Origin of the sequence: Parabacteroides sp. HGS0025 (assembly GCF_000969845.1) — a bacterium.
In the GTDB taxonomy this organism is placed as follows: domain Bacteria; phylum Bacteroidota; class Bacteroidia; order Bacteroidales; family Tannerellaceae; genus Parabacteroides; species Parabacteroides gordonii.
This window is the reverse complement of the sequence record NZ_KQ033903.1, coordinates 833,087-857,319: the sequence shown is the minus strand read 5'-3', so window position 1 is coordinate 857,319 and position 24,233 is coordinate 833,087. Positions and strand designations below refer to the sequence as shown.

The following is a 24,233-nucleotide window of genomic DNA, read 5'->3' as shown; positions in this document are numbered from 1 at the left end:
AAAGGGCGGAGTTCCGAACTCCGCCCTTCTGGCTTTATGTATAGTATAGATTAGTATCTTTTCTTACGGGCAGTACGGTCGGCCGTATCGCGTCTCCAAGGCTTTTCGCCGTTACGTCTATCGGTCGTGCTACCGCTGAAACCCCCTTCGCGTTTACCTTTATAGCCGCCACCGCCTTTGTAACCACCTCTGGAACCGGCACCACCACCGCGTGTGCTACCTCCGCCCCGGCTGAATCCACCGCCACCGCGGCTACCTCTGCCTTCGCTTTTACCTTGTGCAGGCTCTACGGAGATACGGCGTCCGTCTATTTCGAAGCCGTTCATGCTGTCCATTACGCGTTGTGCTTCGCCTTCTTCCACTTCGAAGAATGAGAAGTTGTCGCGCAGGTCGATCTTTCCGATACGTACTTTACCCGGTACGCATTTGTTGACCAGTTCGATCAACTGGTTCGGATACAAACCGTCAGCCTTACCGAAGTTGAGGAAGAAACGGGAGTAACCTTCTTCTGCCGTGAAAGTACGGCGTTCGCCACGTTCACCGCTGCGTTCAGAGCGATCCATACGGGCTGAGCGTTCATCCACATCCTGTATTTCGTCGGCATCTTTATAATAGTCGATCATACGGTTGAATTCCAGAGAAACAACACGTTTGATGATATCTTCCTTATCCAGCCATTCGAGCTTGCGATAGATCTGCGGCATCAGCGTTTCGATTTCCTCTTCGTTTACCTTTACCTTTTCGATCTGGTCGACGAGGTTGAACAGCTGCTTTTCGCAGATATCGTGTCCGCTGGGCATAACGCCTTTTTCGAATTTCTTCTTGATGATATTCTCGATCTGACGGATCTTACCTTTTTCCTTTACGTGGCAGATAGAGATAGAAATACCTGTCTTACCGGCACGTCCGGTACGTCCGCGGCGGTGTGTATAGGATTCTACTTCATCAGGCAGACCGTAGTTGATTACGTGTGTCAGGTCGTCTACGTCGAGTCCGCGGGCAGCCACGTCTGTAGCAACCAGCAACTGGATGTTCTTTACGCGGAACTTCTGCATTACATAGTCGCGCTGTGCCTGACTCAGTTCGCCATGCAGAGAGTCGGCATTGTAACCGTCCTGTATCAGTTTGTCGGCAATTTCCTGTGTCTCCTTACGGGTGCGGCAGAAAACGATACCGTAGATGTTCGGATAAAAATCGGCGATACGTTTCAGTGCAAGATATTTATCTCTTGCCTGTACCATATAATAGATATCCTTGATGTTCTTGTTGCCTTCGTTCTTGTTCCCGATAACGATCTCTTTCGGGTTCTTCATGTACTTCTTCATGATGCTGGCAATACCTTGCGGCATGGTAGCGGAGAAAAGTAACATGTTACGAGCCGGCGGAACTTCAGCGAGGATAGCGTTGATGCTATCTGTAAATCCCATGTTCAGCATTTCGTCTGCTTCATCCATGATGACACTCTTCACGGTGCCCAGATCTACTGTCTTGCGGTTCATCAGGTCTAAAAGACGTCCCGGAGTCGCTACAACTACGTGTACGCCGCGTTTTAAAGTCTTGATCTGACTTTCAATGCTTGATCCTCCGTATACCGGCAGTACCTTCAGGTTGTCGATATATTTGGAGTAGTCATTCAGGTCGTCCGCAATTTGCAGACAAAGTTCCCTGGTGGGACAAAGTATAAGTGCTTGAGGCTGATATCTTGTCACATCGATCTTCTGCAGGATGGGCAGACCGAATGCGGCTGTTTTTCCTGTTCCCGTTTGTGCTAATGCAATTACGTCGTTGTCTTCTCCCAGCAAGAAAGGAATCACTTCTTCCTGTACCGGCATGGGTGATTCATAACCCATTTCTTGAATTGCCTTCAATATGGGGGCGGCAACTCCTAATTCTTCAAATGTTTTCAAAATGTGATATATGTATATATAATAAATTCAGAGGGCACAAAGGTAGATAAATTATTCGGATTCACATTAATATAGTAAGATATCTTTTAATGTATCCCGTTTCTTGTCGGTCAGGTGTAAGCCTTTTGACAGATATTTGTCTACCGAACCGTAATCTTTCCTGATCCGTTTCAGAACCAGGTCGATAAGCCCGTCATTGACCGTGAGCAGTGCTGTGATCGTTTCCTGCGCATTTGTACTCAGGTCGCGCGCCATATAGGCCAGGTGTCCGATGTTGATATTCTCGTTGGAAGCCATATAGTCTTTCACTACGGTTTCTTCCGGTACCCCGAGGGCGAACAGCAGCATGGCTGTCAGGTAACCCGTACGGTCTTTCCCCATCGAACAGCTTATCAGGATCGGGTAATTGTCCTTATCCAGAAAAACATCGAGAGCCTTGGCATATTGCTCGCTGTAATCGGTCACGTATTGTAAATAGGTGTCCTGCATAAACAGGATCCCGTCTCCTTTACGCATACGGTCTTCCTGAATGCGGGTGACCACGTTATCCATATTCTTGATAGGAATAGGGATGCGGACAATGTTTGCATTGGAATAACGCAGTGGACTGACGGCCACTTCATCGTTTCCACGCAGGTCTATAACAGTCTTTATATGCAGATTGTTCAGGCGGATAGAGTCCCATTCGCTCAGGGAACTGAGCTGTCCGGAGCGGTATACCTGTCCCCAGCGGGTTGTTTTATGGTTGTGGACGGTTCCGTAACCGCCTATCTCGCGTACATTCTGTATGCTGTCCATTCCGACGGAACGGGCACCGATTGTTTTGAAGTATTTATCGTTGAAAGACAGCAGGAAGTATTTACGCGACATATTGTCGTTAGTAATGTAGGTGAAAACGCCGTCGTTGATATTGGCGTATCCTGCCGGAAGGGATTTGTTGAATGTTTCCGGATCATCGGACACATACATTTTTAGGATGCCGTCTATCTGCGGTTCTGTTTCCCACTTGATAATATAGTTCCCTATACCATCGCGCAGGCATATCGTCCGTATTTCAGGGTTGTTGGACGAACAGCCTATCAATAGTGCTACACAGGCGAGCAATGATGAAACTCTTACAAATATTGTCTTTCTAGCATACATACTTTACAAAGATAATAAATCCAGCTCTTTATAGTACCAGAGTTAATGATATTTAAGACTACCGGCCGTATGAGGCGGCGAATTCTTTAGAAATGTAATTATCGTAGCTCTGGCATACTTCGGTGGCCAGGTCGATACCGCAACGAATGACCTTTGTCCAGGCTTCTTTGCTCATGGTTGAAAGATCATGGTATCCGATATTATATTTCAGTAGCCCGTAGATGATGCCTGCATTGAAATTATCCCCAGCTCCGATGGTGCTGACCGGTTGGATAGGTGCGGTATCGAAATGTTCTTCCAGCTTACCGGTATAAAGATTAATGCCATCGGCTCCGTGGGTGGAGATGAAACGGTCGCAATAGAACTTGATATGATCCGTATAGATCCGTTTAGCATCCGATTTACCGAAGATATTGAAGAAATCTTCATCCGAGCCGCGTACGATGTCGGCATATTCCAGATTATCCAGGATAGTAGGAGTGAGGTAGATTGCTTCGTGCGCATGCGCCTTGCGGAAGTTCGGGTCATAATAGATAATGGCCTTCCGCTCTTTGGCATATTCCAGAAATTCTACCATCCGTTCACGTAAAACCGGATTCAGGGAATAATAGGAGCCGAAGATAAAGATGTCGTCTTCGTTGATGACAGGCAGGGGTACTTCCAGCCGTTGCTTCGGGTAATCTTTGTAGAATGTGTAATTGGCATTGTTCTCGTTGTCGAGGAAAGCCAGCGATATAGGGCTTTTCCCATCGGGGAAACGGTCTACGAATTCCGTTGAGATATGGTTCTCTTCCATAAACTGACGGATAATATCGCCGACGTGGTCGTTGCCGACTTCGCTGATAAAAGAAACCGGAACTCCCAGACGACCCAGCGATACTAATCCGTTAAAGACTGATCCGCCCGGCACAGCTGTATGCGGCTGGTTGTTCTTGAAAATGATGTCGAGAATGGTTTCTCCAATGCCAATAACTTTTCTCATATATGTTGGTTTGTTTATAGACTATTCGTGCTTGCTCTGTTCACGGCTTTTCGAACCGAGGTAACCGCCGTGATGGCGTTTCGCATAATCTTTATTGCTGAAATTGATCCTTTTCATCGTACCGACTACCAGGATATCCCCGATAACTGTCATCACAGTCGTGGAAGTGGTAGGAGTAAGGCCCAGCGGACAAACTTCCTTGGGGGCTCCGGTAAGCAACTGTACGGTCGCTTCTTTGGCCAGCGGGCTGTCTGCATTGCTGGTGATAACGATAAATTTCATATCCGGCACGAGTCCGCGGGTCAGGTCTACCAACTCGATCAGCTCGCGTGTCTTTCCGGAATTGGAGATCAGCAGCATGATATCGTTGTTCCGTACAATCCCGAGGTCGCCGTGTTGTGCTTCGCTGGGATGTAGGAATGAGGTGGGTGTCCCTGTGGAACTGAAGGTTGTGGCAATATTCATTGCAATTTGCCCGGCTTTCCCCATTCCGCTGGTGATTAGTTTCCCCCCCAGTTCGTGAACATGTTTTACAATGAGGGTTACAGCTTCTTCATAGCCGGAGCTAACGGGAATATTCAGGACTGCTGCAGCTTCCTGCTGCAGGATGCAGGCGATTGCTTCGTTTGACATAGATACTTTATTAATTATACAATAATCTCTAACAGTTTGCAAAAATACGATTTTAATCGGTTGGTTACTGTATCTCGTTGTTTTTTTAACGCAGGTATGTAGTTTCAGTCGGTGACTTTGTCTAAAGCAGAGATAATTATCTGTTATCGAATATTTGTTGTACTTTTGCGGGTCAATTAAGCAAAAAGAAGCAATGCATTATTTCTCACATATCTTACCTAATGGTCTTCGTATGGTACACCTGCCGATGGAATCGCCGGTTTCATACTGTGGTTTTGCTGTCAATGCCGGAACACGTGACGAAGAAGCGAACGAGTTCGGCCTGGCGCATTTCGTAGAACATATGATGTTTAAAGGCACCGAAAAGCGTAAATCCTGGCATATCCTGAACCGAATGGAGAATGTAGGGGGCGAATTGAATGCCTATACCACCAAGGAAGAGACATTTGTTTATTCCATCTTTATGGAAGAACATTATCAGCGTGCTTTCGAACTGCTGACTGACCTGATCTTCCACTCCCAGTTTCCGCAGCAGGAGATCGAGAAGGAAGTGGATGTGATTCTGGATGAAATCAATTCGTATGAGGATAGCCCTTCCGAACTTATCTTCGATGAATTCGAGAATTTACTTTATGACGGACATGCTTTAGGCCATAATATATTGGGAGACGAGGCTTCCCTGCTGAGTTTTAATTCGGAATCGGGCCGTTCGTTCATGCGCCGTTTCTATGCACCGGAGAATATGGTATTCTTTTCGATGGGGCGCGTGGACTTTAAGAAGATCGTGAAACTGGCGGAAAGTCTGTTGTCGGATATCGCTTTCCCGATTGCTTCCCGCAACCGGGTGGCGCCTGCCGAAATCCTTCCGTGTGTGAAGAAGGTGCATAAGGATACGCACCAGGCACATGTACTGATCGGTAGCCGCGCTTATAGTATGCATGATGAAAAACGGATACCGTTATTCCTGCTTAATAATATGTTGGGTGGCCCGGGCATGAACAACCGCCTGAATGTATCACTCCGTGAGAAGCATGGATTGGTTTATAATGTGGAATCGAATGTTACTTCTTATACCGATACCGGTTTAGCCAGCATCTACTTCGGTACCGATCCGAAGAATATGGAGAAAGCGCTGAAGCTGGTTCATAAAGAGTTAGGTAAGATACGTGACGTTAAGTTGTCCGCTACACAACTGGCTGCTGCCAAGAAACAGGTAATCGGTCAGCTGGGTGTTTCGGGAGATAACAAAGAAGGGCTTTTCCTCGGACTGGGAAAAAGCTTCCTCCACTACAACCGCTATGATACCCTCCCGGAAGTTTTCAGCAAGGTCGAAAGCCTGACAGCCGAAGAGATACAGGAAGTGGCGAATGAGGTATTTGCACCGGAGCGGTTGTTTAGCCTGATTTATCAGTAAGAAGTTTACCAACATTCCGCCTTGTCCTTCAGTTCCGGGATGCTGTCCTTTGTGAATACGGGGCTTGCTATTCCTTTTCGTTTCTGGGTGATGTAATCGTTGAGTAAGAGGAATGCCTGGCGGCTGAGCAGGGAGATGGCAATCAGGTTGCAGATCGTCATCAATCCCATTGTTATATCGGCCAGGCTCCAGGCCAGGTCGAGGCTTGCCAAAGCACCGAACATCACCATTCCACCGACTAACAGACGGTAGGTGAGCAATACGCTTTTCTTTTGGGTGACGAACCGTATATTGGCCTCTCCGTAATAATAGTTACCGATAATACTGCTGAATGCAAACAACAAAATGGCTACAGCGACGAAGATGCTGCCGATACTTCCTACCTCATTGGTCAGGGCATGTTGTGTCAGTTGCACGCCGTTCACGCTTCCGTCGAGTGGGGCACCACTGAAAAGGATGATGAAAGCCGTGCAAGTACAGATGATCAGTGTATCGGTGAAAACGCCTAATGTCTGGATCAGGCCTTGTTTGACCGGATGAGAAACATCTGCTGTTGCGGCCACGTTCGGGGCGGAACCCATACCGGCTTCGTTGCTGAACAATCCTCGTTTGATTCCCTGCATCAGTGCTGCTCCGATACTGCCGCCGAGAGCCTGTTCCCAACCGAAAGCATTACCGATGATCAGTTCCAGTACAGCCGGAAGTTTTCCTATATTGAAAAGTACGATCCCTAATGCCAGCGCAACGTATCCGAGAGCCATCACCGGAACGATAATGCTGCTTACCTTGGCGATCCGCTGAATACCTCCGAAAATGATCAGGATAGTGAGTACGGTCAGTATCCCGCCGATGATCCGGTGGTCGAACCCGAATGCTCCTTCCCATGCTGCACAAATCGTATTGCTCTGTACGGAATTAAAGGCAAAGCCGAACGTGATAGAGATCAATACGGCAAAAAATACGCCCATCCATCGTAATCCAAGTCCGCGCTCCATATAATAAGCAGGCCCGCCGATGAAAGAGTCTTTCCCTCTTTTCTTGTACAGTTGAGCCAGTGTGGATTCGACAAATGCACTGGAAGCTCCGAATAAGGCAATGATCCACATCCAGAATACGGCACCCGGGCCACCGACTGCAATTGCTGTGGCTACTCCGGCCAGATTGCCTGTTCCTACGCGGCTGGCCAATGAAACCGCAAAAGCCTGGAAGGAAGAAATATGTTTTTCACCGTTTTTAGTTTTTCCGGTGGAGTCGCCAAGCAATTTTATCATTTCTTTAATCATGCGGAACTGTACGAAACGGGTTTTGAAGGTAAACCATATTGCACAGCCCAACAGCATGATTATTAGTATGTACGACCATAATACATCGTTGATGGCGCTAATCCAGGTGTTTAATATATCCATGTGTTTTGTTCGTTTTGTCTCAAAGATACAGGTTTTCTTTTATTCTGTAGATTAAGATGTTAAACAGGTGTGAAAAAATAGTTGCATTTTTTCCTGCTGAATGGTGTAACCTTTTTCCGGGTTGTTTCGTCTTACTAGCAGAAACAAACAAAAAGGCAGGATAGGCCACCCTGCCGGAAAGAAATAAACAATAAACTTATGAAACGGATTATATTCGGGATCATGCTGCTCGGCTGCATGATGCAGGGAGCTTTTGCTCAAAATTTAGGGATAAAAGGTTTGGTGAAAGACGGCCGGAATAAAGAGCCGCTTGAATTTGCCAATGTGGTTCTACAAACGCTAGACTCTGTCTTTATAACCGGAACAACTACCGATGAAAAGGGGCATTTTGCTTTGGATAAGGTAAAGGCGGGCGATTACCTGCTGGCTATTTCCAGCCTGGGGTACGAAACGCAATATGTTGCTTTGAAGGGATTTAATAAGAGTATAACATTGAATGATATCCCTATGGAAGATGCGGCCGTCTCACTGGATGGTGTAACCGTCAGTGCTTCCAACACGAGTAGCCGCTCCGACCGTAAACTGGTGTTTCCTTCCGACCGTCAGGTAAAAGCATCTACTAACGGAATGGATTTGTTGCAACAGTTGATGTTGCCGAAGATAACGGTAAACCCGATCTCGAACGAGATTAAAGTACCGGGAAATGGAGAAGTTCAGCTACGCATCAATGGAGTGAAGGTGGAGTTGGATGAAGTCAAATCCTTGTTACCTGCTGATATTATTCGTATCGAATTCCATGATAATCCGGGTTTGCGTTATGGAAATGCCGAAGTCGTACTCGACTATATCGTTCGCCGGCCTGAAACGGGAGGAAGTCTCAGTGTGGATATGAGCCAGGGACTGAATGCTTTATGGGGAGAACACCGGGTTTCAGGAAAGATCAATCATAAGAAATCGGAGTTTGGTGCTTCTTACCGGATCGGGCCGCGCGATTTCTATGGCCTTTCCAGAGATAATGAAGAAATATTCCATCTGGCCGACGGCACTGTATTACACCGGAAAGAAGAGGGTGACCCTGCACACGGGCGTATGTTCATGCATAACCTGAACCTGAATTACAGTGTGCAGGATCCTGAAAAGTATCTGTTCAACGCTACGTTCCGTTATTGGAATAACCATCAGCCGCACTGGGATTATCGCGGGGTTTTATCTAACCAGGATAATCCAGCGGATTATGTAGATATGGTCGACCTGAATAGCAGCGATAACCAGGTTCCGGCTCTGGACTTATATTACCAGCGTAATCTGAAGAATGACCAGACATTGGTGTTCAACGTGGTGGGAACTTACAACCGCACTTCTTCCCATCGTTTCTACCAGGAAAGCCGGGGTGAGGAATTACTGACGGATATCAATAACCGTGTTTCCGGAAATAAATATTCCCTGATCGGTGAAGCGATCTATGAAAAGAAGCTGACTAACGGAAATCGTCTGAGCGGCGGTATCCGTCACACACAATCTTTCTCCGATAACGAATACCGGAACGGGCATGATTATGATACACACATGGATCAATCGGAAAGCTTCCTTTACGGGGAATTTAAAGGAAAGGTTAAGAAACTGGATTATACGCTGGGTGTCGGCGTATCGCGTTCATTCTACAAACAGGAAGGGACGGACGACTCGTACCAGTATTATACCTTTAATCCCCGTTTTACTCTGCAATACGCTTTGCCCGGACAGTCATTTCTCCGTCTGAGAGGTTATGTAGGTAATTCTTCTCCTTCCCTGGGTAACCTGAGTGCGATCGAACAGGTGATCGACTCCCTTCAGCTACAACGCGGCAACCCGCAATTGGAAGCCTATATGCGCTACCGTCTGGCACTTACTTACGAATATCAGAAAGGCATCTTCTATACGAACCTCGACGGTGCGTACGAATATCTGCCTAATCCTATTATGGATGAGAAATACCAGGAAGGGAACAAGATCATCCAAACCTGGAATAACCAGAAAAACTGGCAGCGTGTGACCGGTTCCGCCATGTTCCGTATCGGGCCGATCAAAGATATCCTGCAATTCTCTTTTACCGGCGGTGTAAACCATTATATCAGTAACGGGAATACTTATTCCCACCGTTATACCAACTGGTATTGTGAAGCACAGGCGTCGCTTACCTGGAAGAAGTTCATGCTGATGTATCAGATGAATACGAACTGGAACTGGTTCTGGGGCGAAACGTTGGAAGGAGGCGAGAATATCCAGCTGTTCATGGTGCGTTACAGCCATAAGAATTTATCGCTGGGTGTCGGTGCATTCAACCCGTTCTCCGATAACTATAAGGTGAAGACAGAGAACTGGAACCAGTATGCTTCCTACAAGAAAGCGATGTACATCAAGGAAAGCTCCCGTCTGTTCGTCGCTTCCGTCACGTATAACTTCTCTTTCGGCCGTACTTATAAAGCCGGGCAGAAGCGTCTGAACAATGCCGACAACGACTCCGGTGTAATGAGTACCGGTAAATGATATTCTTTGTATCTTTGGAGGAAATTAAAGCGTATAGAGTATGAAAGCAATTGAACCCAATCTGATAAAGGATAACTTTATTGAAATTATCGGGAAAGAGTGGATGCTGGTCAGTGCCGGCGACAAGGAGAAGTTTAATATGATGACAGCCAGTTGGGGCGGTGTCGGTTTCCTATGGAACAAACCGGTGGTATTCGTATTTGTCCGCCCGGAGCGTTATACCCGCGAATTCATCGATGAAAAGGGAAGTTTTACGCTCTCTTTCCTAGGTGAGGAGCACAAGGCAGCCCATAAGATCTGTGGCTCCAAGTCGGGCCGCGATATAGATAAAGTGGCGGCAACGGGGCTGACTCCCTGCTTCACCGAACAAGGAAACCCTTGTTTTGAGGAATCCCGGTTGACATTGGAGTGTAAGATTCTTTATGTGACCAAGATGGATAAGGATTCTTTCGTCGATCCGGCATTGTTTGAAAAATGGTACAGCGCTATGGCTGGTAATCCGCATAACGTTTATGTTGCAGAGATCGTAAATGCCTGGGAAAAGTAATTCTACTTTATTCCCAGTTCCCTGAGCATTTGCTCCGTATGAGTCAGGAAATACTTCGTTAACTGGTAATGTTGTGTTTCCTCATACGGGGTGATATATGCTCCGTCCTCTTCGATCGAATAAATATCCGCTTCCGGATAAGCCATGATAATGGGCGAGTGGGTGGAGATAATCAACTGGCAGCCTTGTTCAACCAGTTCACGGATACGGACTAATAATGCCAGTTGCCGTTGAGGTGAAAGGGCTGCTTCCGGTTCATCGAGGATAAAGAGCGTGTTTCTTCCTGCATAATTCAGGAAGGTACTGAGAAAGCTTTCGCCATGCGACTGTTCCAGCAGGCGGTGTCCTCCGTAAGCTCCCATCGAATAATCGCGTCCGTATTTGAGTATGTCTTTCATCGATTTGGCATCTATTTCGGCTGCATGGTCGAAGAATGACTCGGCGCGGAAGAAGAAATGGTCGAAAGGTTTCCGTTCCTCAATCAGGCGAATACATTGCGGCAGGACGTTTGAATATGATTTCCATGCTTCCACGCCGTCGTAAAGCATACCTTGTTGGCCTTCATCCCGTTCTTCGTATTTGAACATGATCCCTTCCAGTAGGGTCGATTTGCCGGCTCCGTTTTCACCGACCAGAAAAGTGACGGGTTTACGGAATACGATCGAGTCTATATGTCGTACTGCTGCGGCCTTAAACGGATATTTAAGATCTTCCAGCGGCCCTTCTACTTCTTCAGGGTTGAGCAATTGAACTTGTTTGAGGTAAATCATAGCTTTCTTTTTTACAAATGTAGATAAACTTCCTGTTTTATTCAAATGACAGATAAGGAGTCAGCCTTTCTTTATCTGCTTCGGTGAATTCTTCCAGCAGTTGCAGGTTCTCCCAACCGGAGAGTTTTCCTTTCTGTTTACGTAATTGTTCGATAATATCTGCCTGTTGTTTGCTTATATAAGGGTGTCTGTACAGGCTTTTGATTGGCACCTGGTTCACAAATAATTCACAAATACTTTCCACATCTACCGAAAACCACGATTTCATCGCATTATACCGTTCTTCATCGATCCCATATACTTCACAAAGTTGGGAGACAGAGTAAAAGCCGCCCAGCAGATCCCGATACTTGATGATACGGCGGGCAAAAGTACTTCCTATTCCGGGAACTTTCTTCAAAATAGTTGTATCGGCGGTATTTAACTCGACCACTGTTCCGATTGGATATTTCTCTGTTTTTGGGAAAGTCTTTCTTCCGGGTATGTTTGGAGTTCCTCTCGGATGAAATTCCTTTTTCTCCCGGAAGGAATTGTTTTTTCTTTCGGATGCAGGTGTTTTGGCCTTCTCGGGCTCCGGCCTGTTTGAAGCGATTGTTTGAGCCGGTTTAGCCGGTTCAATGATCAGAGCATTCTCTTTAGGGATCTGTTCCGGTTTGTTGTCTGTCAATAATAAAATGATCCAGGAAATAGAAATAAGACAGAGCAGGAGAGTCAAGGCTCTGCGTTCTCCTTGGGAGAAATAAAATAAATCACGCCAGTTCATAGTTCGGTATTGTTAATGTTAAACTTTTGCAAAGATATAAGTTACCTGTAAATAAGCAAGTAACTTATACCTTTTATTTATCAAAACAAGGAGATGATCTTTTTGATCAGTCCCAGTTCGTTCAGGAAGATCAGGCCGATAGCGGCAGGGGCGATGTATTTTATGAAGAATGCGTATGCGTTGAAGAAATAGAAAGTGATGGTGCCTTTATTGGTTAGTTCGGCTTTTAGCACTTTCTTTTCAATGCGTACGCCAACGAAAACGCAGATCATCATCCCCCCGAGAGGCATCATAATCTTAGCGGTCAGATAATCCAATGCATCAAAAATGATCAGGCCGCCGATCGTGTATTCCTTCAGCAAGCCGAAAGAGAGTGAGCAAACCGCTCCGATGACAGCGACACCTGCTGAAACGATCCAGGCAGCTTTCTTTCTTGTCATGTGATATTCTTCGTGCACATAAGCCGTAGCCACTTCATGCAGGGAGATAGTAGATGTCAGGGCGGCCAAAGCCAACAAGATAAAGAATATGAACGACCAGATATTGCCAAACGGCAACTGTTCGAAGATATTCGGGAGTGTGATAAATACCAGCTCCGGGCCCGCCGTTGGTTCGATGCCGAAACTGAATACGGCAGGAAACACCATGATACCGGCCAGTAATGCCACCAGCGTATTCAATACGGTGACCTGTACAGCCGTTAATTGCAGGTTCGTATCTTTCCCGAAATAAGAGGAGTAAGTAATCAGGCATCCCATACCGATACTTAATGAAAAGAACGTTTGCCCCATTGCACTTAATATGACGGAAGAAGTTATCTTGTCGAAATCAGGTTTGAACAGGAAAGAAAGCCCTTCTTGTACACCCGGGAGAGTGACGGAACGAATACATAATATGAGAAGTATGATAAAGAGCGCCGGCATCATAATTTTGGAAGCCCTTTCGATCCCCTTTTCTACTCCGGACACTATAACGATGTGCGTCAATGCGATGAAAGCGATTGTCCAACCTATCGGGCGAAGTGCACTCGATGAAAATGTCTCAAAGGCGGTTGTGAATTCAGCCGTTGTTTTTCCGGCCAGCGAACCGGTCATAGCCTGCCAGATATACTCTAAAGTCCAGCCGGAAACTACGGAATAGAAACCCAATATCAGGAAAGCCGCCAGCACACCGTTGTAACCGATCAAAGACCACTGGGTGCCCGGAGCCAGCTTTTTAAAAGCCCCGGCAGCATTACTGCGCGAATGGCGGCCGATGAAGAATTCCGTAATCATGATCGGAAGGCCGAGCAGGACAGTGCATATCATGAATACCAACAGAAAAGCCGCCCCTCCGTTGGCTCCCACCATATAAGGGAAACGCCAGATGCTACCTAAGCCTACGGCGCAACCTACTGTTGCCAATATCACTCCGATTTTACTACCAAAAGTTACTCTATCTTTGTTTGCCATAAATAATTCTACTTGTTTATACTTATCCTAAAACAACCCCGTCCTTTATATGGATCACACGATCCGTATTCGATGCCAGCTGTTCGTCGTGGGTAACGATAACGAAAGTCTGGTGCATCTGGTCGCGCAATTCGAAAAAGAGGCTGTGTAATTCTTCTTTATTTTTGGTGTCCAGGCTGCCTGAAGGTTCGTCGGCCAGGATCACTGCCGGGTTGTTTATTAATGCGCGGGCAACAGCCACACGCTGTTTCTCTCCCCCCGAAAGCTCGGCCGGTTTATGCGTCATACGGTCGGACAGTTTCAGGAAATCGAGTATTTCCTTTGCCCTCTTCTCGGCGTCGGATGCTTTCTCGCGGGCAATCAATGCCGGGATCATTACATTTTCCAATGCGGTGAATTCGGGCAACAGCTGGTGGAACTGGAATACAAAACCGATGTTCTTATTGCGGAAAGCCGCCAGTTCCTTTTCGGAAAGTTTACCGGTTTCAGTCTCGTTGATATACAGTTTGCCCGCATCCGGAGTGTCTAATGTCCCGATGATCTGTAATAAAGTCGTTTTCCCTGCTCCGCTGGGGCCTACAATGGCTACCACTTCACCTTTATTGATCGTAAGGTCGATGCCTTTCAATACCTGTAAGTTGCCGAAACTCTTGGTAATTCCTTGTGTCTGTATCATTCCTGATTATATATTTCTTATTACATACGATGCCAGGTAACAGCCGAATATGGCGGGCATATAAGAAACTGTCCCGGTAGTTGTCCGTTTGCACTGTTCGTTTTCTACTTCCACTACGGCTTCCGGGTTGGCTATCTCTGTTGAGAAAACAACCGGAATACCTTTATTCAATCCCAGTCCCCTGAGCCGTTTGCGTACGGCTTTCGCCAGTGCGCAGTTGCAGGTTTTGGATATGTCGGCCAGTTTAACCTGCGACGGGTCGACCTTTGCACCTGCCCCCATAGAGGAGACGATAGGGATCTCGCGTCTGTTGGCATAGTATAAAAGATAGACTTTCGGGCTGAGTGAGTCGATCGCATCCACGATGAAATCGTATTTTGTTGCAGATAATACTTCCTCTGTCCGCTCGTCACGCAAAAATTCGTTCAGCACGGTCAGCTTTAAACGGGGATTGATGTCCAGCAGGCGTTGTCCTACCACCTCGGCTTTTTGCATTCCGATGGTGGAATGTAATGCCGGTAACTGTCTGTTTATATTGCTGGCATTTACGGTATCGGCGTCCACGATTGTCATGTGTCCTATCCCGGCACGGCAAATCTGTTCGGCGGCATAAGCTCCGACGCCCCCTAATCCTACGACTAAAACATGGCAATGTGACAAATACTCCATCCGGTCGGCCCCCAGTAATAACTCCGTCCGTGTGTTCCAATTGTAACTCATTAATATGTTTTTGAGCACAAAAGTAATAAATCATTCAGAAACCGCCTTTTAATTAGTTATCTTTTAACTATTCCTTCATTTTAAGCTTGTAAGGATGATTAAAAAGCTGTAATATTGTGCGCTTAATTTAAAATACAATGAATATAAAACGCTATTTAATGCTGATGGTGGCATGTACGCTCTTTGTGGGTAAAGGCTATGCCGCTAATAACGAAAAACCGTTTGTAATACCCGAATTGCAGGAATGGAGAGGGGGACAGGGAATGTTTACTCCTTCCGCGACTTCCCGCATTGTCTGTGTAGGTAAAGATCCGGCCATCGACAAGATCGCCAATCAGTTTGCCGATGATTACGAAACGATGTTCGGACGTAGACTGACAGTCGTACAGGGTAGAGCTTCCGCCGGTGATTTCGTTTTCTCCTTATCCGGAGACAAACAATTGGGTGAAGAAGGTTATGCCGTGAAAATTGCCGACCGTGTAACCGTTTCGGCTCCTAAAGCAAAAGGTCTGTACTGGGCGACCCGTACTATTCTTCAAATGACGGAACAGGATGGTAACCAGGCTTTGCCGAAAGGTTCGATGCGTGATTATCCGGATTATGCCATCCGTGGTTTTATGATGGATTGCGGCCGTAAGTTTATCCCGATGGATTTCCTGCGCGATTATGTAAAGATGATGGCTTATTATAAGATGAATACGTTGCAGGTTCACCTGAATGATAACGCTTTCAAACAATACTTCGAACACGACTGGAACAAGACCTATGGCGCATTCCGTCTGGAAAGCGAATTCTTCCCGGGACTGACTGCCCGCGACGGTTATTATACGAAGAAGGAATTTATCGATTTCCAGTTGATGGCGGATAGCCTCGGCGTGGAGATCATCCCCGAAATAGACGTTCCCGCCCATTCGCTGGCATTGACACATTACCGTCCGGAGATCGGTAGCGCGGAATACGGTATGGATCACTTGGATCTGTTCAAACCGGAAACTTACCAGTTTGTCGACAGTCTTTTCCGCGAATATCTGGAAGGCCGTAATCCTGTCTTTATCGGAAAACGTGTACATATCGGGACAGACGAATATTCGAATAAGAAGCAGGATGTAGTAGAGAAATTCCGCGAATTCACCGATCATTATATCCGTTTTGTTGAAGGCTTCGGCAAGCAGGCTTGTGTCTGGGGAGCGTTGACCCATGCCAAAGGTGAGACACCCGTCAAATCGAAAAACGTTCTGATGAGTGCCTGGTATAACGGTTATGCCGACCCGAAGGAAATGATCAAACAGGGATACGACCTGGTGAGTGTGCCCGACGGCTATCTGTATATCGTCCCGGCTGCCGGTTATTATTACGATTATCTGAATACGGAAATGCTGTATAAGGAATGGACTCCAGCGCATATCGGTAAAGAGGTTTTCCCCGAGAAACATAAACAGATCAAAGGTGGAATGTTTGCCGTATGGAATGACCATGCGGGCAACGGCATCAGTACAAAGGATATCCATTACCGTGTTTTCCCTGCTTTGCAGACATTGGCTGTGAAGATGTGGACAGGCAAGGATTGTAAAGTCCCTTATGAAACCTTCAATACGCAACGGATGGAACTGAGCGAAGGCCCGGGCGTAAACGTGGCTGGCCGTATGGGTAACAAGCCTCGTGCCATCTACAACCAGGATGTTTTGCCACCGAATACAAAGACCGGATTGAAAGAGATCGGTTACCATTACACGGTCTCGTTTGATGTTCAGTCGGTAAAGGAAACTCCCGGAACAGAATTGTTCCGTTCGCCGGATGCTGTTTTCTATCTGTCCGATCCGGTCAGCGGTAAGCTGGGTTTTGCCCGCGACGGTTACCTGAATACATTCAATTACCAGTTCTATCCTGAAGAGGAGACATCTGTTGCCATCAGTGGCGATGAAAAGTCTACCCGTTTATACATCAACGGTAAACTGCAAGAGGAGCTGAATATCCAGAAACGCTTCTTCAACGGCGGAAAGGACTCGATGAGTTATGTCCGTACCTTGGTATTCCCGTTGGAAAAGACCGGAGATTTCAAGAGTACGGTAAAGAATGTGGAAGTGTTGAATTACTGCAAGTAAATATAGTTGTGATTAACTGAATTGAACCAGGAAAACTTGCTTCATAGGGACAGGTTTTCTTGGTTCATATTTTATTCATCGCAGTATCGCTAACAATATATTGATAGAGGTCTGAATGCCCGTCTTGGCTTGTTTTATGCTTCTGTATTGACGATGCTCATGTCTGAATGTCGAAGGTGCTAATCTCCTGGAATTAAGTAAGGTTGATTTGTATGTTTCTGAAAATAAGTCTTTTAATTGAGTGAAAGGAATAATATATGCCTAATTTCAGGACAAGACAAGGTGATAGTGTGATAGTAGTGGTGATAGTTAAAAACAACAACTATCACTTCTGTAAGCCTTGATTATGTTGGCGTTTATTGATGAGTGACAGTAGTGATAGTTGTTTTTAATATTTTATATAGAATAGGTGGCAGATACAATGAAGCAACTTTGTGTATAGGCAGAAACTATTGTTTGGCTTATCTATATTTAATATGAAAGTAGGGACTAAGTAATTCAAAGCCTACCACTCCTTATTGCTACCCTGTACAGGTTGTTGAAACAAGGTGTACAGGTTGATTTGCTAAGGTGTACACCCTAGTCGATTACCCTGTACACCCTGGCAATAATGGATAGTGAGCTTTGAATTACTTAGTCCCTACTTTGTGTTTAGTTGGAAAGGACGTTAAGCCTAGTAGCTATACAAGCTGATGTCTTACTTTTTAAATTTAACAGCCAAGCTGACATAAACAGCGCGTCCCGGATTAATGGTCGAGAAGTTACTGTTCCAGGGGCGGTCGTCCCGTTTGTTGAAGATATTCTCGATACCGATACCCGGTTCGAGGATAAAGGCATCCAGGTTGAACGTGTGGCGCGTGTTCAGATCCCATTGCTGGTATTTGGGGGCGTAACCGTATGTGCTTGAATAACGTTCGCCCTGGATATGGCCGCTCAGGTTGACGTTGAGGTGGTAGTTGTTCCAGTCGTGATCCCAGCGGGCATGTACATTGGCGGCGTTCTTCACACTTTTGTCTACGGGGGTGATTACAACTACGTCCTTATTGGTCTTGCTGTCGTGTTCCAGTGTTTTGGCTTCGGTGTCGGTATAGATATAACCGCCGCCCAGGGTGAGTCCGGCACCCAGATAGAAGTTGGCATTGACGCTGATCCCTTTGATCTTCGAACGGTCTACGTTGTCGCGCTGGCGGATGGTCGAGAACTGTTCATGCAGCTCACCCAATCCCATCTGTTGTATTTCTTCATCACTCAACACACGATAATTGATCATGTCTTTGATATCGTTATAGAATCCGGTCGCTGCGATCGAGAAGCGTGAGCATGTGTATTCTCCGTTCAGAGAGAAGAAATTGCTTTTCTCCGGCTTCAGGTTGGGGTTGCCGATGGTATAACGGCTCGCTGTTTTTGCCTCGTCTGTGGCATACAGCTGGGAGAGTGTCGGTGCGCGGTAGCCTGTTGCGTAAGAGGCACGGAAATTGAAGTGGTCGATCTTATACATCAGGGCGACATTCGGTGTCGCGTAGTTCTTGAAATTCTCATTATAAAGGTAGCGTACACCGACTACGGCCTGCAAGTCCCTTAAGATGGTGATTTCATCCTGTGCGAATAGGGCGAATGTGTACATGTTCTTGAAACTGATATTGTCCGACTCGCTGCTGAAGTTCTCGTTGATATATTCGATACCGGTAGAAACCTTGTTCCAGCTGTTCGGTTTGAAGATCCCTTTAACGGTGGCATTATAATATCTTGTCTTCTTACGGGTTTCTTTGTCTCCACGTTCGAAATCACCGCTTTTCAGGAAATAGTCGTATTTGGATGTATAGTTGTCGGCGAAGAAGTCGGCATCTATATAGGCTGATTTATTGATCATGTATTTGGCTCCGGCACCGTATGTATAGGTGTCGTGGAGCATGTTGTAAGTATAAGCTTGCGTCTCTTCGTAGATCGGTTTGCCGTCTTCATCCTTCTTTTTACCTTTTTTAAAATAAGTAGCCGTTTCCGGACGGCGTGTGTTGTAATTGTAGTAATTACCACGTACATAGAAGGAGAGGCGGTCGGTTGCGTTATAGGCAAAACGCTGGCTGATATTGTCGGATATGAAGCCTGTCGACATCGGGCGGCCGGTCTTGTATCCGTTCTCGTCGGTGTCGTTCACCTGCCAGTTGTCGGCTTCCCGGCGCTGGTAAGAGGTGTAGGAAGAGAATTTGCCGGAGTTGATATCTGCGTTGATGTTTTCGCTGAACCGTCCCTTGCTGGTATAATGAGTGTAGTTGGATACGTTGACCGTATTCTTGGCATCGTCGGTAATGATGTTGATAACACCGCCGATCGCGTCGCTACCATAAAGAGCGGAAGCGGCTCCGCTTAGGATTTCGATGCGTTTCACATTCCCGATGTTGATACGGGTATAGCGATCGTCGCCAGTCAGTCGTTTACCGTTTTCGAGCAGTAGCATATAATCTTCGTTCATCCCGTTCAGGCTCAGGGTCGTTCCCATGCCGTTCGTCATGGTCGTGACGTTGGGAGTGAGCTTGACCAAGGCGTCTTCGAGGCTGGTCACGTTGGCATTACCGAGGTCTTTGGCGGTAATGACCTGGATAGGAACGGGCGAGTTGCTCATGCGGCGGTGTGTTCCTGTTCCGGTTATTACTACCTGTCCGAGGTTGATATAGCTTTCGGTCATTTTAATCAGGATATCTTTTTCACCGGTATTGGCAGTATATTTCTGGGGAAGGAAGCTGACATGTGTGACGCTTAGCAGATGTTCGCCTTCCGGCAGGTTGTTGATGGTGAATTCTCCTTTCCCGTTGGTCGTGCACCCGGCCAGGCTGTGGTCTATACGGATATTGGCTCCTACCACCGGATCGTTTGTTTCGGCATTGACAACTTTACCGCTCAATGATATCTGAGCGAACATAGATACTACCATACAGCATAATAATGCCGTAAGTGAAACTTTCTTTTTCATCGAAGTTCTTCTAAGAATTAATAAAGGCTTTCCTGACCCCGGGAAAACTTGATTATTTATGTCTGACCGGCAGGTTTCCTGGCTTCACCCTGAAAAGCGCCTTCCCGTTTCCTGCAAACGAAAACAGTGGCATGAAGAGATGCTTTTCTTCGGAATGGGTGTTACAGTAGCGGGCACTGCTCCGGCATTTAACCGGATTCCCTTTTATACAGGTACGGAATGTAGCTGTATCACCAAATCGGGCGCAAAAGTAATCCTTTATTTTGTTTCTTTGATTGATTTATAAAGAAAGATTTGAAATTTCCGAAAACAGATGAGCCCAACACCAAAACTATATCTATCCGATGGATGCAGGCCTGGCATTGAGCTCATTCGTTAAGGTTGTGTTAATTAGAGTCGTATGAGGTGAAATGATTTATTTTTGAGAACTACCTACCAGTATAATACCTCCGTCAGGTATAATTTCAAGTAGGCACTCACCGTTTGTTTTAACATTAGACTCTGATATACGCGGCGAACGGTTTTTATTGTCGTCGTACTTTGTCACTTTTTGTCCGGCCAGCATGGGGAGTGTTACTTTCAGTTTCAATGTTTCTTTGCCTGCGTTGATGCCGACTACGTACCATGTCTCGGCATGACGTCGTGCCAGTACGCAGTATTTACCGGGATAACCGTCGATGAAGCAGATCTCGTCCCAGGTGGTCGGAACTTGCTTCATGAAATCGATAACGAATGCAGGAACATCTGTCAGGTTGTTAGGTGCGATGGCAAAGTTTTGTACCGGGTTCTGATAAAGTACGGCGGTGGCCAGTTGGAATATGTCTGTTGTGATACGAATTGTTCCGCCATCGTTGTTTCGGTTGTATCGCTTGTTCAGTAAAGTTCCTCCGAATTCCATGCAGCCGACCGTATTACGGATAAACGGATGCAAACAGGCGTTGAATGCTTCGTTGTCATTGAAATGTTGGTTGAAGATAAGGTTTTCGGAAGCCAGCACTGCTTCACTGCCGACATAGTTCGGATACATGCGTTCCCAACCTCTGGGTAGTGTACAACCGTGGAATATAATCATCAGGCCGTATTCGTTGGCATCTACCAGAATATCTTCATATAATTTCATGGTTTCCTGTTTGTCGCCACCGAAGAAATCGACTTTTAGTCCTTTCACGCCTTGTTCTTTCAGCCATTTCATCTCTTTATTGCGGGCAACGGAAGTGGACATCCGTTGTTTTGGGCCTTGCGGAGCATCGCTCCAGTAACCGTTGGAGTTATACCATAGGAATACATCTACATTTTTAGATTTGGCATATTTAATCAGTTCCGCCATACGTTCGTAACCTATCTTTGTATCCCACCAGTTGTCGATCAGTACATATTCGTATCCCAGAGTAGAAGCCAGGTCGATGTATTTAATCTGATCGTCATAGTTTATGCTTTCGTCCTGCCACATTACCCAACTCCAGGTGGAACGACCGAATTTATAATCCTGCGAAGGTTCGTACAATGGTTTTACGACATCGAACGGAATGGTTGTTTCCACAATCGGCTTCAGGTTATCGCCTATTGTGATAGTCCGCCACGGGGTAGCTCCGGGTAAAGCCAGTCCGGGGGTAGCTGTTCCGTTGCCGTTGTTCTCTTCCTGCGAAGGATAGGCAACTCTGTAAAGCCCGTCTTTACTCCCTTCGCTTAAATGCGAACCGCAGTACAAGCTGCTTACACCTGATTCGGAAACAAGAGCCCAGTTGTCTCCTACATGAAACAGGCAAGGAAAGGTATATCCGGCACCGTACTGGGAATGCATTCCTACCGGTTCGTCGAATGTATATTCTTCTTCGTAACTGGGTTTGGTACGTTCCCAACCGATCATCGGAGCTGACTGTGAAGACAGAAAAGTAGTTGTATGGGAAGGAAAGTCGAAGCCTGTGGCTTCTTTTTCAATTACCATACATGCTGTATGCCCATATTGAGGAAACTCGTACCGGAAGGCGATATCATTGTTGCTTACCTGAAAAATAATATCCATCTTCTTCCGGCCGGTGTTTTCGAAGGTACAGGACAGACGGTTCGCTTTATAGTGAACCTGCGAGGTTTTACAACGGTTTAATGTATATTCTTCATTTACACTTCCGGTTTCGTGTCCGTACAATGTCATTCCCCGACTGAAATCGCCGATGTTTGTAACAACGCCCAGCGGAGAGTTTTCAAGAATGACTTTCCCTTTATAGGTAACAGAATAGACAGGGGATCCTTTCTCTACCGCTACAGTGACTGTCAGGTTCTTGTCTGGTCCGGAAACGGCCATATCCTGTGCAAAAAGCGGAGATGTGGCCAGCAAAACGGCCAGGCTAATAAGAAATTTCTTCATATTGTTCTAAATTGTAGTTTGAATAAAAACGTTCGTTATTCAATAGGAAAGGGCATGCTTTGCCTTTTGAGCGGCATGCCTTTCCGTATATTTATGGGTAAGATCAATATTCCGGGTTCTGAACCAGGTTCGGATTCTTGTCGATCTCTGACTTCATGATCGGTAACCAGTACATTTTGTCCTGGAAAACACGGTTGCCGCCTACGTCGCTTCTCAAAGGACTTACCTCATAAGTCTTATGCCCGTCGGGATATTTTTTGATAGTGATGGCATGAACGGTACGGCCGAGGTACTTCGGTCCTTCTTTCCAGCGGCGTACATCGAAGTAACGGTGTTCTTCGAATACCAGCTCGATACGGCGTTCATGCTTGATGTCTTCCAGTAATTGGGTGCCGGAAGAGGTGATATCCGGCATTTGTGCACGTTGACGGATCGTGTTGACCGCTGCGCGTGCTCCGGCTTCGTTGCCTGTATGGTAGAGGGCTTCTGCCAGGTTCAGATATTGTTCGCCCAGACGCAGCCAGATCCAGTTCTTCTTGTTAGTGAAATTCCAGGAGTTGCCGACATAGGTTTCGTCGATGAATTTCTTCAGGTTATACCCGGTCATGGAAGTATTCCAGTTCTCTACGCCAAACTTGGAGTCTTTACCGCCTGTACCAGCCTCGTTGCCGCTGGCATCCACATCCCAGTATGTTTCCAGTGTGCGGTCTTTGAACGATGCACCGTCGTACAATACAGTGGCATAAAAACGCGGATCGCGGTTTTCGTACGGGGCGGAAGTGTGTTGAGGATTATTCCAGTCGAAAGCCGTTCCATCCTGGAATTCGTAATCGTCTACCAGTTCCTGAAGTGGACAGTTGCCACCCCAGCCTCCGAAACCGTTCGAGAAGTTCCATTGTTCGAGACTGGACAGGTTTTCTCCCAGATTGCTGGCTGTACCCATACGTGCGAACAGGACTTCTTTATTGGAAGAAGTTGCGTCCAGAAATATATTCTGATAGTTTTCGGACGGGTCTGAATAGTTATTGAACAAAGCATAACCTCCTGCCAATGCGGCATCTATAGCTGCCTGGGCTGCGTCTGCCGCCTTTTTCCAGCGGTCAGGGTCGGGTGAAGTATAACCTACCTGTTCAAGTTTGACGTTCTCGTTCATTAGCGGACTGGCTGCGTATAACAGGATACGTGATTTGAGGGCCAGGGCGGCAACACTTGTCGCACGTCCGTAGTTATCGCCACTGTAAGCGGCCGGAAGCTCTTGGGCTGCTTGGGTCAGTTCGTCTGCCATAAAGTCAACGCATTCCTTGTAAGTAGCACGTTTGAGTGTCAGGATTTCATCTACATCGTTAAGAGTGAAACTTTTAGTGATAAGCGGCATTGCTCCCCAACGGGTAATCAAGTCATTGTATTCCAGTGCACGTATAAAACGTACTTCTCCTTTCAGACGGGCTCGACGCTCTTCGTCGGTGAACGGGACTTCATCGATCCGTTCGAAAAAGATATTACAATTGGAGATATTGGCCCATTTGGTAGACCATCCGCGGTTATCCCAGCCCCACCAGCCACCATTCATGCGGCCCAAGTCGGTCGGACTTACGCGGGCAAAATTGATTACCTCACAACCACGCAGCCAGGTCAGTTCCGTTTCATCTACTGCCGAACTTTGCATCGACTCGGTCCAGCCATGTCCGACCTGGTTATAACGGGAGTTGACAAAGCCTTCTACCAGTGCCGGATCATTCCATAGGTCATCTTCTGAAATCTCTGTCAGCGGCTTTTTATCCAGGATGTCTGAGCAGGATGGAAACAGGGAAGTTGAGAGAAGCCCTGCCAGGATATATTTTATATATGTTTTCATGATAG

17 protein-coding genes and 1 riboswitch are annotated in these 24,233 nt (G+C 46.6%); of the genes, 4 read left to right on the top strand and 13 right to left on the bottom strand.

The window, feature by feature from the left end; genetic code table 11:
* Positions 1-50: 50 nt before the first annotated feature.
* The 4 genes from HMPREF1212_RS20495 to HMPREF1212_RS20480 all read right to left on the bottom strand — a co-directional run bounded on the left by HMPREF1212_RS20495 (position 51) and on the right by HMPREF1212_RS20480 (position 4,665).
* Positions 51-1,850, bottom strand: coding sequence for a DEAD/DEAH box helicase (locus HMPREF1212_RS20495; protein ID WP_046150888.1), 1,800 nt, complete (start codon positions 1,848-1,850; stop codon positions 51-53).
* A gap of 123 nt (positions 1,851-1,973) precedes the next feature.
* Entirely contained in the window at positions 1,974-3,050 is a 1,077-nt protein-coding gene (locus HMPREF1212_RS20490; protein WP_046150887.1) for a tyrosine-protein phosphatase, read from the bottom strand.
* A 58-nt stretch (positions 3,051-3,108) separates the two neighbouring features.
* A complete protein-coding gene (locus HMPREF1212_RS20485; RefSeq protein ID WP_046150886.1) occupies positions 3,109-4,032 on the bottom strand; it encodes a carbohydrate kinase family protein in 924 nt (307 codons plus the stop codon).
* A gap of 21 nt (positions 4,033-4,053) precedes the next feature.
* On the bottom strand, positions 4,054-4,665 hold the full coding sequence (locus HMPREF1212_RS20480; RefSeq protein WP_046150885.1) for an SIS domain-containing protein: 612 nt from the start codon (positions 4,663-4,665) through the stop codon (positions 4,054-4,056).
* Between the two features lie 193 nt (positions 4,666-4,858).
* Between HMPREF1212_RS20480 and HMPREF1212_RS20475 the strand changes: the two genes are divergently transcribed.
* Positions 4,859-6,079, top strand: a complete 1,221-nt coding sequence (locus HMPREF1212_RS20475) for a M16 family metallopeptidase (protein WP_046150884.1) — start codon at positions 4,859-4,861, stop codon at positions 6,077-6,079.
* A 5-nt stretch (positions 6,080-6,084) separates the two neighbouring features.
* Here HMPREF1212_RS20475 and HMPREF1212_RS20470 read toward each other — a convergent pair whose 3' ends face one another.
* Entirely contained in the window at positions 6,085-7,485 is a 1,401-nt protein-coding gene (locus HMPREF1212_RS20470; protein ID WP_046150883.1) for an alanine/glycine:cation symporter family protein, read from the bottom strand.
* A gap of 198 nt (positions 7,486-7,683) precedes the next feature.
* On the opposite strand from HMPREF1212_RS20470, the gene HMPREF1212_RS20465 reads away from it, so the two are divergent.
* Positions 7,684-10,011, top strand: a complete 2,328-nt coding sequence (locus tag HMPREF1212_RS20465) for a TonB-dependent receptor (RefSeq protein ID WP_046150882.1) — start codon at positions 7,684-7,686, stop codon at positions 10,009-10,011.
* 40 nt (positions 10,012-10,051) lie between these two features.
* Positions 10,052-10,558: a flavin reductase family protein gene (locus tag HMPREF1212_RS20460; protein ID WP_028726579.1), complete on the top strand. Its 507-nt coding sequence runs from the start codon at positions 10,052-10,054 to the stop codon at positions 10,556-10,558.
* A 2-nt stretch (positions 10,559-10,560) separates the two neighbouring features.
* On the opposite strand, the gene HMPREF1212_RS20455 is transcribed toward HMPREF1212_RS20460, so the two are convergent.
* From HMPREF1212_RS20455 to HMPREF1212_RS20435, 5 genes are all read right to left on the bottom strand, one after another.
* Positions 10,561-11,328, bottom strand: coding sequence for an AAA family ATPase (locus HMPREF1212_RS20455; RefSeq protein WP_028726578.1), 768 nt, complete (start codon positions 11,326-11,328; stop codon positions 10,561-10,563).
* Between the two features lie 37 nt (positions 11,329-11,365).
* Positions 11,366-12,091: a ComEA family DNA-binding protein gene (locus HMPREF1212_RS20450; RefSeq protein ID WP_046150881.1), complete on the bottom strand. Its 726-nt coding sequence runs from the start codon at positions 12,089-12,091 to the stop codon at positions 11,366-11,368.
* 80 nt (positions 12,092-12,171) lie between these two features.
* Complete coding sequence (locus HMPREF1212_RS20445; protein ID WP_046150880.1) at positions 12,172-13,542, bottom strand: sodium-dependent transporter; 1,371 nt, start codon at positions 13,540-13,542, stop codon at positions 12,172-12,174.
* Positions 13,543-13,564: 22 nt separating this feature from the next.
* Positions 13,565-14,218: an ABC transporter ATP-binding protein gene (locus HMPREF1212_RS20440; protein ID WP_046150879.1), complete on the bottom strand. Its 654-nt coding sequence runs from the start codon at positions 14,216-14,218 to the stop codon at positions 13,565-13,567.
* A 6-nt stretch (positions 14,219-14,224) separates the two neighbouring features.
* The gene (locus HMPREF1212_RS20435; protein ID WP_028726572.1) at positions 14,225-14,938 is read right to left on the bottom strand and encodes a tRNA threonylcarbamoyladenosine dehydratase; all 714 of its coding nucleotides are present in this window, start codon (positions 14,936-14,938) and stop codon (positions 14,225-14,227) included.
* A gap of 137 nt (positions 14,939-15,075) precedes the next feature.
* Between HMPREF1212_RS20435 and HMPREF1212_RS20430 the strand changes: the two genes are divergently transcribed.
* Positions 15,076-17,040, top strand: a complete 1,965-nt coding sequence (locus tag HMPREF1212_RS20430; protein WP_046150878.1) for a family 20 glycosylhydrolase — start codon at positions 15,076-15,078, stop codon at positions 17,038-17,040.
* A gap of 697 nt (positions 17,041-17,737) precedes the next feature.
* Here HMPREF1212_RS20430 and HMPREF1212_RS20425 read toward each other — a convergent pair.
* From HMPREF1212_RS20425 to HMPREF1212_RS20410, 3 genes are all read right to left on the bottom strand, one after another.
* Positions 17,738-20,008 (bottom strand): TonB-dependent receptor, encoded by a 2,271-nt coding sequence (locus HMPREF1212_RS20425; protein ID WP_046150877.1) that lies wholly within the window; start codon positions 20,006-20,008, stop codon positions 17,738-17,740.
* A gap of 50 nt (positions 20,009-20,058) precedes the next feature.
* A riboswitch (cobalamin riboswitch) is annotated at positions 20,059-20,261 on the bottom strand.
* Positions 20,262-20,423: 162 nt separating this feature from the next.
* Complete coding sequence (locus tag HMPREF1212_RS20415; RefSeq protein ID WP_046150875.1) at positions 20,424-22,373, bottom strand: glycoside hydrolase family 97 protein; 1,950 nt, start codon at positions 22,371-22,373, stop codon at positions 20,424-20,426.
* Positions 22,374-22,476: 103 nt separating this feature from the next.
* Entirely contained in the window at positions 22,477-24,228 is a 1,752-nt protein-coding gene (locus tag HMPREF1212_RS20410) for a RagB/SusD family nutrient uptake outer membrane protein (protein ID WP_046150874.1), read from the bottom strand.
* Positions 24,229-24,233 lie beyond the last annotated feature (5 nt).